13 protein-coding genes are annotated in these 11738 nt (G+C 68.9%); 8 read left to right on the plus strand and 5 right to left on the minus strand.

The annotated features are described in order from the left end of the window. The first annotated feature begins 127 nt into the window (after positions 1-127). From Q4V64_RS24000 to Q4V64_RS24020, 5 genes are all read left to right on the plus strand, one after another. Entirely contained in the window at positions 128-1150 is a 1023-nt protein-coding gene (locus tag Q4V64_RS24000; RefSeq protein WP_124441079.1) for a LacI family DNA-binding transcriptional regulator, read from the plus strand. Positions 1151-1267: 117 nt separating this feature from the next. Continuing rightward, positions 1268-2311, plus strand: a complete 1044-nt coding sequence (locus Q4V64_RS24005; RefSeq protein WP_124441078.1) for a trypsin-like peptidase domain-containing protein — start codon at positions 1268-1270, stop codon at positions 2309-2311. 76 nt (positions 2312-2387) lie between these two features. Further along, entirely contained in the window at positions 2388-2579 is a 192-nt protein-coding gene (locus Q4V64_RS24010) for a hypothetical protein (RefSeq protein ID WP_124441077.1), read from the plus strand. A gap of 131 nt (positions 2580-2710) precedes the next feature. Next, entirely contained in the window at positions 2711-3445 is a 735-nt protein-coding gene (locus Q4V64_RS24015) for a response regulator transcription factor (RefSeq protein WP_124441076.1), read from the plus strand. Further along, positions 3442-4908, plus strand: coding sequence for a HAMP domain-containing sensor histidine kinase (locus tag Q4V64_RS24020; RefSeq protein WP_124441075.1), 1467 nt, complete (start codon positions 3442-3444; stop codon positions 4906-4908). The genes Q4V64_RS24015 and Q4V64_RS24020 overlap by 4 nt, the downstream gene beginning before the upstream one ends. Before the next feature lie 109 nt (positions 4909-5017). On the opposite strand, the gene Q4V64_RS24025 is transcribed toward Q4V64_RS24020, so the two are convergent. The 5 genes from Q4V64_RS24025 to Q4V64_RS24045 form a co-directional block, all read right to left on the minus strand. Beyond that, positions 5018-5377 (minus strand): hypothetical protein, encoded by a 360-nt coding sequence (locus tag Q4V64_RS24025; RefSeq protein ID WP_124441074.1) that lies wholly within the window; start codon positions 5375-5377, stop codon positions 5018-5020. Further along, entirely contained in the window at positions 5374-5721 is a 348-nt protein-coding gene (locus Q4V64_RS24030) for a DUF6247 family protein (protein WP_124441073.1), read from the minus strand. The genes Q4V64_RS24025 and Q4V64_RS24030 overlap by 4 nt, the downstream gene beginning before the upstream one ends. Before the next feature lie 47 nt (positions 5722-5768). Next, positions 5769-5957: a hypothetical protein gene (locus Q4V64_RS24035; protein ID WP_124441072.1), complete on the minus strand. Its 189-nt coding sequence runs from the start codon at positions 5955-5957 to the stop codon at positions 5769-5771. A gap of 52 nt (positions 5958-6009) precedes the next feature. Then, complete coding sequence (locus tag Q4V64_RS24040; protein ID WP_124441071.1) at positions 6010-6231, minus strand: DUF397 domain-containing protein; 222 nt, start codon at positions 6229-6231, stop codon at positions 6010-6012. Between the two features lie 75 nt (positions 6232-6306). Further along, entirely contained in the window at positions 6307-7236 is a 930-nt protein-coding gene (locus tag Q4V64_RS24045) for a TIGR03620 family F420-dependent LLM class oxidoreductase (protein ID WP_216377628.1), read from the minus strand. 359 nt (positions 7237-7595) lie between these two features. Here Q4V64_RS24045 and Q4V64_RS24050 point away from each other — a divergent pair, with 359 nt between their 5' ends. The 3 genes from Q4V64_RS24050 to Q4V64_RS24060 all read left to right on the plus strand — a co-directional run bounded on the left by Q4V64_RS24050 (position 7596) and on the right by Q4V64_RS24060 (position 11722). Then, the gene (locus Q4V64_RS24050) at positions 7596-8537 is read left to right on the plus strand and encodes an aminoglycoside phosphotransferase family protein (protein ID WP_124441070.1); all 942 of its coding nucleotides are present in this window, start codon (positions 7596-7598) and stop codon (positions 8535-8537) included. 157 nt (positions 8538-8694) lie between these two features. After that, positions 8695-9564, plus strand: a complete 870-nt coding sequence (locus Q4V64_RS24055) for a hypothetical protein (protein ID WP_124441069.1) — start codon at positions 8695-8697, stop codon at positions 9562-9564. Between the two features lie 79 nt (positions 9565-9643). Then, on the plus strand, positions 9644-11722 hold the full coding sequence (locus tag Q4V64_RS24060; RefSeq protein ID WP_124441068.1) for a pectinesterase family protein: 2079 nt from the start codon (positions 9644-9646) through the stop codon (positions 11720-11722). Positions 11723-11738: the final 16 nt, after the last annotated feature.

The raw sequence follows: 11738 nt of genomic DNA on the forward strand, positions 1-11738 counted from the left end.
CCCCGCGTCTGCGGCATGATCCGCCGGACAGGCCCCAGCGTCGCTCCCGCACACGCGGGGTCCTTCCGGCGCAGGTGGGGTGCTTCACGCCCTGCCCAGAGCGGGTCCATCCGCGTAGACTCCGCGCGTGGCCAAGGTAACCAGGGATGATGTGGCGCGGCTGGCGGGTACGTCCACCGCCGTCGTCAGCTATGTCATCAACAACGGACCCCGGCCGGTTGCCCCGGCCACGCGCGAGCGTGTCCTCGCCGCCATCAAGGAGCTGGGCTACCGGCCCGACCGGGTCGCGCAGGCGATGGCGTCCCGGCGCACGGATCTCCTGGGCCTGATCGTGCCGGACGCGCGCCAGCCCTTCTTCGGGGAGATGGCGCACGCCGTCGAACAGGCGGCGTCCGAGCGCGGAAAAATGGTGCTCGTCGGCAACTCCGACTACATCGGCGAGCGCGAGGTCCACTATCTGCGGGCCTTCCTGGGGATGCGCGTCTCCGGGCTGATCCTGGTCAGCCACGCCATGAACGACCTCGCCGCCGCCGAGATCGAGGCCTGGGACGCCCGCGTGGTGCTGCTGCACGAGCGGCCGGAGGCCATCGACGACGTCGCCGTCGTCACGGACGACCTGGGCGGCGCCCAGCTCGCCGTACGCCATCTGCTGGAGCACGGCTACGAGTACGTCGCCTGTATGGGCGGCATAGCGGAGACGCCCGTGGTCGGCGACCCGGTCTCCGACCACGTCGAGGGCTGGCGGCGCGCGATGGCCGAGGCCGGGATCTCCACGGAGGGCCGGCTCTTCGAGGCGCTGTACAACCGCTACGACGCCTACCAGGCGGCCCTGAAGATCCTGGCCGGGCCGAACCGCCCGCCCGCGATCTTCTGCTCCACCGACGACCAGGCGATCGGCCTGCTGCGCGCCGCGCGCGAGCTGCGCATCGACGTGCCGGGCGAGCTCGCGGTGGCGGGCTTCGACGACATCAAGGAAGCGGCCCTGGCCGACCCGCCCCTCACCACGGTCGCGTCGGACCGGCCGGCCATGGCCCGGGCGGCCGTGGACCTCGTCCTCGACGACGGGCTGCGGGTGGCGGGGGCGCGGCGGGAGCGGCTGAAGCAGTTCCCGTCGCGGCTGGTGGTGCGGCAGTCCTGCGGGTGCGTGTAGCCTCCGGCGGTTACGCGGCGACTCGGGAATCTTGCTTACATCGGGCATACGACGTTCTGTCGGGCTTCTCAGGGAGCACTCAGGGGCCTCTCATGGTCGGGCGACAAGCTCAGTGACATGACCGAGAGCATCCGCCGCAGCGGCGAGTACGAGAACCCTTACCAGGGTGACCAGCAGAACCCGTACCCCCAGCAGCACGACTCCTCTCCTGTGAGCCCTGTGAACCCCGAGTGGCCGCCCCCGCCGGCGCAGCCGCCCGCGGCCCACGCCCACGCCCACGCCCCCAAGAAGCGCGCCCGTGGTCCCGTCGCCCTGCTGGCCGCCGTGGCGATCGTCGCCGCGGCCATCGGCGGCGGTACCGCGTACGGCATCCAGGAGCTGACCGGCTCCGACACCGTCGCCTCCTCCGGCAGCACCAGCACCGACGTGGTGCCGTCCGCCGCCAGGGGCACGGTCGCCGGGGTCGCCAAGGCGGTCAGCCCGAGCATCGTCGAGATCAACGCCACCTCGAACGCCGGCGAGTCCACCGGCTCCGGCGTGATCATCACCAGCGACGGCGAGATCATCACCAACAACCACGTCGTCTCCGGCGCCTCGTCGATCAAGGTGACGACCAGTGAGGGCAAGACGTACACCGCGAAGGTCGTCGGCACCGACAGCAAGAAGGACCTCGCCCTGATCAAGCTGGAGAACGCCTCCGGCATGAAGGCGGCCACCCTCGGCGACTCCACCGGTGTGCAGGTCGGCGACGAGGTCGTGGCGATCGGCTCGCCCGAGGGCCTGAGCGGCACCGTCACCAGCGGCATCGTCTCGGCCCTGGACCGCGATGTGACCGTCTCGACGGACGAGGGCCAGCAGCAGCAACAGCAGCAGGGCGGCGGCGGTTGGCCGTTCGAGTTCGGCGGCCAGCAGTTCAACGGCGACACCGGCTCGTCCACGACGACGTACAAGGCGCTCCAGACGGACGCCTCGCTGAACCCCGGCAACTCCGGCGGCGCGCTGATCGACATGAACGGCAACATCATCGGCATCAACTCCGCGATGTACTCGTCCGCGTCGAGCTCCGCCGAAGCGGGCAGCCAGGGCCTCGGCTTCGCCATCCCGATCAACACCGTCAAGGCCGACCTCAACACGCTGCGGGCCGGCGGGTCCGACAACTGAGCCAGTTCCGATGAGCCAGTTCCGAGCCGGCTCCGACCCCGTTCTGAGCCCGTTCTGAGCCCGTAGGGAGTACGTCATGATCAAGCAGGTTTCGCACACGGTGACCGGCACCGGCCCGGCCAGGTTCGCCCTGGCCATCGAGGTGGCGTACGAACTGCACGCGCCGGCGGCCCGGGCCCCCGAGGTCGCCCCGGTCGCCACCACCCCGACGGCCCGCCGTACGGCCGCCGCACGCGCCCGCGCCCGCCGCCGTACCGTGCGTGGCTGACACACAGCCGGTGCGTGGCTGATCCCCACCGCCCCCGTCTCATACCGCGTCCGCCGGGAGACATGCGAGGCTGAGGGCGTTCAGCACCTTCCGTCCCCTGTCGTCCCACCGCATCCGAGGAACCCGAGCCCATGAGCCCCGCCGAAGGCGACCGTGACACCCAGCGCATCCTGATCGTCGACGACGAGCCGGCGGTGCGCGAAGCACTCCAGCGCAGCCTCGCCTTCGAGGGGTACGACACGGAGGTGGCCGTGGACGGCGCGGACGCGCTGGAGAAGGCGACGGCGTACAAGCCCGACCTGGTCGTGCTCGACATCCAGATGCCGCGCATGGACGGTCTGACCGCCGCGCGCCGGATCCGCGGCGCGGGCGACACGACCCCGATCCTGATGCTGACGGCCCGCGACACGGTCGGCGACCGGGTCACCGGGCTCGACGCGGGCGCCGACGACTACCTGGTCAAGCCCTTCGAACTCGACGAGCTCTTCGCCCGCGTCCGCGCGCTGCTGCGCCGCAGCTCGTACGCGGCGGCGGCCGGAGCCGGCGCCATGGACGACGAGGCGCTGACCTTCGCCGACCTGCGGATGGATCTGGCGACGCGGGAGGTGACGCGGGGCGGGCGCGCGGTGGAGCTGACCCGCACGGAGTTCACGCTGCTGGAGATGTTCATGGCCCACCCGCGTCAGGTGCTCACCCGTGAGCAGATCCTGAAGGCGGTGTGGGGCTTCGACTTCGAGCCGTCGTCGAACTCGCTGGATGTGTATGTCATGTACTTGCGCCGCAAGACCGAGGCGGGCGGCGAGCCGCGGCTCGTGCACACGGTGCGTGGTGTCGGGTATGTCCTCCGACAGGGCGGCGCGGAGTGAAGAAGGTCGTACGCCGTTTCCGGTCGCTGCCGATCAGGTCGAGGCTCGCGCTGCTGGTGGCGGCGGCGGTGGCGTTCGCGGTGGCGGCGGTGGCGGTGACGTGCTGGTTCATTGTGCAGGGGAAGCTGTACGAGCAGCTCGACGGCGACTTGGAGCAGGCCGTACAAAGGCCTCAGCCGTACTCCGATGTCCAGCTGGCGCTCCGCACGTGCCCCGAGAGTCCGCAGGATGACATCAGCGACTGGCGAGCCCGGAGCAGCTTCTACCTTCAGCTGGTCAAGTCGGACGGCACGGCCTGCGTGTCCTCGAACTCCGAAGGCAAGATCAAGGTCACCGATGACGACAAGGACGTCATCAAGAACGCGAGCAGCCGTGGGGGCATCTTCCGCAACGGCACCGACGAGGATGGCAACAAAGTACGCATCCTCACCGTGCCCCTGGTCGTCAGCCAGGGCCTCGGCAGCGAGCCGGCGTTGTACCCCGACACGGCTCTCCTCGTCGCGGTCCCTCTCAAGAGCACCCAGTCCACCCTGAACGACCTCGCCCTGATCCTGCTCCTCGTCTCCGGTGTCGGAGTCCTCGGCGCCGGAGCCGCCGGCCTCGCAGTCGCCCGCGCAGGCCTGCGCCCCGTCGACAAGCTCACCGAAGCCGTCGAACACGTCGCCCGCACCAAGGACTTGGGCATCCGTATCCCGGTCGGCGACGACAGCGAGGACGAGGTCGCCCGCCTCTCCCGCTCCTTCAACTCGATGACATCGGCTCTGGCCAGCTCCCGCGACCTCCAACAGCAACTCATCGCCGACGCCGGTCACGAGCTCCGTACGCCCCTGACCTCCCTCCGCACCAACATCGAACTCCTCACCCGCAGCGAGGAGACGGGCCGCCCGATCCCGCCTGAGGACCGCAAAGCCCTGATGGCGTCCGTGAAGGCACAGATGACGGAACTGGCGTCCCTCATAGGCGACTTGCAGGAGCTGTCCCGCTCGGAGGGGCAGCGGGGCGAGCGGGTCCAGGTGGTCTCCTTCCAGGACGCGGTGGAATCGGCCCTGCGCCGCGCCCGCCTGCGCGGGCCCGAGCTGACGATCATGGCCGACCTAGAGCCCTGGTACGTCCGCGCGGAGCCCTCAGCGCTGGAGCGGGCGATCGTCAACATCCTCGACAACGCGGTCAAGTTCAGCCCCGAGGCGGGCACGATCGAGGTTCACCTGAGCAAGGGCGTCCTGACGGTCCGCGACCACGGCCCCGGCATCCCCACCGAGGAACTCCCCTACGTCTTCGACCGCTTCTGGCGCTCCCCCAGCGCGAGGGCCCTCCCCGGCTCGGGCCTGGGTTTGTCCATCGTGGCCCGCACGATCCAACAGGCGGGCGGCGAGGTCACGTTGACGCGAGCGAAAGGTGGCGGAACCATCGCGACCCTGCGACTACCGGGCGCGCCGACTCCGCCACCGGAATCGGCGCCGTAAATCTTCCGTCGGGGAAGCACCCCTCGCCGTGTCCCGCACAGAGGAACTCGGGCATCCGAATCCCGCTGGAGTGATCCCGCTGGAGTGCTAGAGCTGCCGGGGGGGGCGCCTACTGCACCGCCGGAGACGGTGCAGGCGGGTCCGTACCCTGCCAGAAGATCTCAAACACCAGGATCTGTGGATCCTCGGAGCGCCGATCGAAGCTGTACACCAGCCAGCCGTTGCCGTTGTCGAAGTACATGATGCGCGGCCCCTTCGGATCGCTGGACCGCACTGGCTCGACGCACATGCCCGTTGGGAGATCGCCATCGGCGTCGATCCCCCGGAAATACGGGTCCTTCGCGGTGACCAGCTCGGCGCGAGCCTCGTCGACCATCTTCAGCACATGCTCGGGCAGCGCATCACGGCCCACGAGGGCATCGAGCCGCCAGTCCATCTGCCAAGGCGGCCCCATGAACTCATCGGTCACTCGCCGGGCTCCAGCTTCCGCATGCCGTAGCGAATCTTCGCCACCTCGTCGATCAGAGCTTTGGCCTCAGCGATGTCGGTTGCCTCTGCTGCACGGTGCTGGAGCTCGGTCACATGAGCATCGAGCTTCGGATCACGGGCGATCGCGTACTCGCACCACCAGCGGGCCATGAACGCAGGCACGGGGCCAAGGTCATACGCGTCAGCGATCGCCCACTTCCAGTGGGCGTCGAAATCAGGGAGAAGCAAGGGAACGTGCTCGGCGATCGCCTGACGCAAAGCCTTCGGGGTCCGCTCGGGCATGGGAGGGACGACCGCATCGGGTTCCGCAGCGTGGGCAGCCATGATCGATGTCCTCCTTCGACGCGCCGTGTCTACGACCATAGCCGCGCTCACCGTCCCCGCGCGGACTGTCCGCGCACCGGCTCCGCCGGAGACAGCAGCCCCTGGGGACGGATCTTCACGCCGGCCAGGGCGTACGGTTTGGTCAGTACGTCCGACCCTTGATCGAGTTCCTCGTCGTTCAGCGGGCACCGAGCTGCCGAGCCGCCAAGGCGGTCTGTGGTCATGATCTCTGCCATGACGCCACCGTGTCCGGACCGCGCGCCTTCTCGTCCCGGTTTCCCGCCTGATTCACCCGATGGTGTTCACACCCACCTCGCCCTTGACGTCGTCCACGAACGCCGACCAAGACAACGCCGAGAAGACCAGCGGGCGGGCCGCCGAGGTCTTGCTGTCGCGGACGGGGACCACGCCGGGGCAGCCGTCGGCGACCTCGACGCAGTTGTTGGCTCCCCCGTCGCTGTAGCTCGACTTTCGCCAGATGGCATTGCTGAGGTCGGGGGTGTGCTTCATGATCTGTGCTCCTCCTGTACGTCCCTGATGAACGCCGGCGAGTCCGACGGGGACAGCGCCAGATCCCGGAGCCGATCAGGATGCCAACACGGCCGGGGCCAGGCGCGCGTAATGGTCCGTCACGGCCACCAGGTCGGGGGCCGGTGCCGAGATCACGACATGGTCGGCGCCGGCGTCGAGATATGCGTTGACGCGCTTGGCGATCACGGTCTCGTCGCCGTAGACGGCCAAAGCATCGAGCACCCGGTCGTCCAGGCCTGTGACCTCTTCCTCGGTGAAGCCCAGTCGGCCGAGACTGTGCACGTACTGTGATTCGGCGCGTTTGATGATGGCCCGCACGATCGTGCGGGCGATCTCCCGCGCACGCTGCCGATCGGTGTCGGGCACGGTCGCGAGCATCTGGATCAGGAGCTTGTCCGGACCGAGGGTCTCCCTGGCGGCGGCGATCTGTTCGGGCGGTACCGCCGCGGGCAGCGCGCCGTCGGCACGCTCGCCGGCCAGCGCGAGCATCTTCGGCCCCACCGCCGCCAGTAGCCGGGGGTACTGCGCGTCCGGAGGCGGTGCGATGGTCAAGGGCGGAGCCTCCATCTGGTCGAGGTAGCTGCGCAGTTGAGCCAGCGGCCGGTCGTAACGCAGGCCGACTGCGGCCGCCTGATCCGCTTTGCCAGTGCCGATGCCGAGCACGAAACGCCCGGGATAGCCGTCGGCCAGCACGGCTGCGGCGCCGTGCATGGTTCGCCCGGGTCGTGCCCACATGTTGGCGATGCCGGAACCGACCACAAAGCGCTCGGTCGCCGCGAGCCAGATGCCGAGCTGCGCGAAGACGTCCTTGCCGCCGATGGCCTCGTTCGTCCACGCCGAGCCGTAGCCCAACTCTTCGATCCTGGCCAGCATCTGCCGCTGGACCTCCGCAGGCGGCAGGGGACCGCCGAGGCGGGTGTCGAGGTATATGCCGACGCGGCCGAGGCGTTGGCGGGTGGAGTGGATCACGTCGGCTGCGGTCATGTCACCTTCTGCAGGAAAGAGCGTAATCGCTTCCGTTTGAGCCTATGGAGTTCGTGCGGCGGATTCCGTGGTGTTGGTTGGAACTCCGTGTGGCAGATCAGTGTCGGGTTCTCGTCCATCACTTGGTCACTGCACTTCGCGTTTGACCTGGGTCAGGAAGGACTCTCACGAGGCCGTCCCGAATACGAGCACGCCTCCGTCCGGGACCTTGCTGTCGCGTACGGGGATGAACGACCCGCTGCCACAGCAGCGTCAGCGACCCGTTCACATGGTCGTGGCCCTCTGACCGCTCGGCCGCCGTCTCCGCACGCCTCAACGTCTGGTGGTGAGGGTGTGAGGCCGGCCCGTAGGGTGCCCGGATGATCGCGGTACCAGAGACGTTCGTGCGGACCACCGTCGAGCGCGAAGGGGAGACCGGCGCGGCCTGGCTCGCCGAGCTGCCCGGCATCGTGGACGGGTTGCTGGAGCGCTGGGAGTGCGTGCCGGACGGCGAGGTCATGCACGGGGGCGTCGGGGTCATCGTCCCGGTGCGGAGGCGGAGCGAGGGGGCCGAGCCGGCCGTGATGAAGGTGTCGTTCCCGCATCCCGGCAACGTCCATGAGCCCGACGCGTTCATGGCCTGGCGGGGGCGGGGCGCCGTCCTGCTGTACGAGCGGGACGACGAGCGGTTCGCGATGCTGCTGGAGCGGGCCCGGACGTCCACCCTGGCCGAGCTGAACGCCGGTGACGAGGACGAGATCCTGACCGTCGCCGGGCGGCTCAACCGTCGGCTGGCCGTTCCCGCGCCGCCCGGACTGTCCCTGCCCCGGCTGCGGGAGCGGGCCGGCGTCTGGGAGGAGGAGCTGCGCCGGGACGCCGTAGAGCTGACGCACGCGCTGCCGGACCGGGTGCTGGACGCCGCCGTGGCGACCGTGCGCGAGCTGGGCCGGGTTCAGCCGGACACCCTGATCCACGGCGATCTGCACGCCCGGAACATCCTGCGCGCCGACCGTGAACCGTGGCTGGCCGTGGACCCCAAGGGGCATGTGGGGGACCCCGCCTACGACGGCGGCACCCTGCTCAAGTCGCGTGCCCTGGCCTTCCTGGAGGCGGACGATCTCGGCAAGGCGGTCCACCGCGCCCTGGACGTCTTCGCCGAGGCGGCGGAGCTCGATCGCGAACGCGTGCGGCGCTGGGGGCAGTTCCATGCGGTCCAGGCCGCGTTCCACGGGCGCCGGCACGGGTTCCGTGTCGCCCGTGGGGGGCCACGGCTGGACTGGATCGTCCAATTCGCGGACGGGTTGGCGGAGTTGCTCACGTAATCGGGCAAAGAGCGACAAGGACAGGCGGCTTCCTGTCAATGTCCTGTCACTCCTCACACACTTTCGAACCTACTCGTGAGTTCTCTGCAATCTTCCTGGCCTGTCAGACAGGTGCCCCTACGCATCTGCGCACAGCAACAGGAGTGAGCCACCCCCCATGCGACTCAAGCGCATATCGACTCTCAAGAAGAGCGCCCTGATCGCGGCCTCCACCGCACTCGCCTGTACCGGTCTGCTGGCCGGCACCGGTTCCGCCCAGGCGGCCGGCAGCGGGCCGGGCGGCGCGACGAACATCCGGGGCACCGACCCCGGCGACACCGACCTGATGATCGAGCGCCTCTGCGCTCAGGAGGCAAGCCTGACGGGCGTCTACGGCGCCCTCAACGTCGACACCGGCGAGTTCAAGACCCGGGACGAGTACCTGGACGACGTGTTCCCGCTCTGGGAGCCCGTCGGACCCTGGGAGACCTTCCGCGGCTGGTGCGGCAACGCGCAGGCCTCGACCTGGTCCATCAAGGGCGAGCCGGTCCGCACCTCGCCGTGGATCGGCAACCACGGATCGAAGGACGACAAGGAGACCTTCGTCAGCAGCTACAGCACCAAGACGTTCGCCAAGAAGAGCGTCGGCGCCTCGATCAGCCTCTCCGCCGCCAAGAGCATCTTCTCGGGCACCGCGGGCGGCAGTTTCACGTATGAGTGGGGCTGGGAGAAGGAGTCCAAGTTCGAGCGCCGCAGCGAGAAGACCATCCCGCCGTGCACGCAGGTCTCCGTGACGTGGACGCCGTACCAGCGCGTGGTGCGGGTGAATCCGATCTTCTACGTCGAGGACTACCAGTGGAACAAGGAGCCCAGCAGCAGGGACAACATGAAGACGGTGCACAGCTGGCGCGACCGGGGCTACAACACGATCTACTCGCACGGCTACTACATCGACGGCGTCTCCGACAAGCTCCTGCCCAACGGCCAGCCAGACGGCCGTGAGGACAAGGTGGAGGAGAAGCTGGACCCGGCAACCTGCGCCAAGTAGGCGGGATTTGGCGGCAACCTTTCCGTGCGGGGCGGCGACCCACCAGCGGTCCGATTCCCCCCCACGGAAGGTACGCCGCATGAGCGAGCACCGCGGCAAGGCGACTGACAGGCCCCGCCACCGCAGAAGGAGGACCGCGCTGGCGGTCGGCGTCCCACTGGCGCTGACCGCCGCCGGGACCATGGCCTACGGCACCGACCTCGGCGTCTTCGGCGAGGACGCCCAGCGCACGGCATCCGCCGCGACCGCCGCCCCGGCCTGGGCGGCCGACACCGCCGACGGCTTCGCCTCCGTCAACGCACTCGGGCAGAACGGCACGTACGGCGGCCGGGGCGGCAAGACCGTCACCGTGAAGACCCTCGCCGACCTGGAGAAGTACGCGACCGCGCCCGAGCCGTACGTCATCGTCGTCGCGGCGACGATCAACATGAACCCGGTCGGCAAGGAGATCAAGGTCCAGTCGGACAAGACCATCGTCGGCGCCGGCACCTCCGGGCAGATCGTCGGCGGCGGCTTCTTCCTCGGCTCCGGCGTGCACAACGTGATCATCCGGAACCTGACCATCCGGGACGCGTACCAGGGCATCTGGAACGACAAGGAGCACGACTTCGACGCGATCCAGATGGACGGCGCCCACCACGTCTGGATCGACCACAACGATCTGCGGCGCATGGCCGACGGGCTCATCGACGTCCGCAAGGACAGCACGCACGTGACGGTGTCCTGGAACAAGCTGAGCGACAACAACAAGACCTTCGGCATCGGCTGGACCGAGAACGTCGTCACCGACATCACGATCCACCACAACTGGTTCCGCGAGACCGAGCAGCGCAACCCGTCCACGGACAACGCGGCCCACGCCCACCTCTACAACAACTACCTGGAGGACGTGTCCGGCACCACGATCAAGTCCTCCTACGGCAACTACTCGCGCGGCAAGACCAAGATGGTCCTGGAGAACTCCTACTTCCAGGGCATGAACAACCCCGTCACCAAGGACAGCACCGCCGCCATCGTCCAGAAGGGCAACACCTTCGTGGGCACCAGCGGGCGCAACGAGAGCGGTGGTACGGCCTTCGACCCGAAGTCGTACTACGGCTACACCCTCGACAAGACGGCGGATGTGCCGGCGCTGCTGAAGTCGGGCACGGGCCCGCGCGCCGCGATCGGTACGACGGCCGCCACGAAGGGGGCGGCCGCGACCACGCTCACCGTCGCCAAGGACGGCAGCGGGCAGTACAAGACCGTGCAGGCGGCCGTGAACGCCGTACCGGCGAACAACCCCTCCCGTGTCGTGATCGCCGTGAAGCCGGGCACGTACCGCGAGTTGGTGAAGGTCCCCTCCAACAAGCCGCACGTCACCATCCAGGGCACGGGCGGCAGCCGCAAGGACACGGTGATCGTCTACAACAACGCGGCGGGCACCCCCAAGCCCGACGGCTCGGGCAACTACGGCACGTCCGGCAGCGCCAGCGTCGCCGTCGAGGCGGACGACTTCCAGGCCCGCAACCTGACCATCTCCAACGACTTCGACGAGGCCGCCAACCAGTCGCTCTCCGGCCACCAGGCCGTCGCCCTGCGCACCGCCGCCGACAAGGTGCTGCTGGACGGCGTCATCGTCACGGGCGACCAGGACACCCTGCTCCTGAACACCGCCGCCAATGACAAGCTCGGCCGGGTCTACATGACCAACTCCTACGTCACCGGCAACGTCGACTTCATCTTCGGCCGCGCCACGGCCGTGATCGACAAGTCGGTCATCACCCTCAAGAAGCGCTGGGACGGCACCTCCGCCGGCTACGTCACCGCCCCCAGCACGGCCGCCAACCGCAAGGGCATCCTGATCGCCAACTCCACGGTGAACGGCGACGTGTCGTCCCGCTCTTTCTACCTCGGCCGCCCCTGGCACGCCGGCGGCGACGCCTCCCTCGACCCGCAGACCACGGTCCGCAACACCAACCTCAGCGCGGCGATCAAGTCCACGCCCTGGACCGACATGAGCGGCTTCTCCTGGAAGGACGACCGCTTCGCCGAGTACAAGAACACGGGTCCGGGGGCCGGTTCGGCCGGCAGCGACCGGCCTCATCTGACGGATGCCCAGGCATCCGGGCAGGAGGTCGGCGACTGGTTGGGGGACTGGACGCCTACGGCTTCCTGACCGGGGTTCCGCTCAG

It is taken from the genome of Streptomyces sp. NL15-2K (assembly GCF_030551255.1).
Classification (GTDB): Bacteria; Actinomycetota; Actinomycetes; order Streptomycetales; family Streptomycetaceae; genus Streptomyces.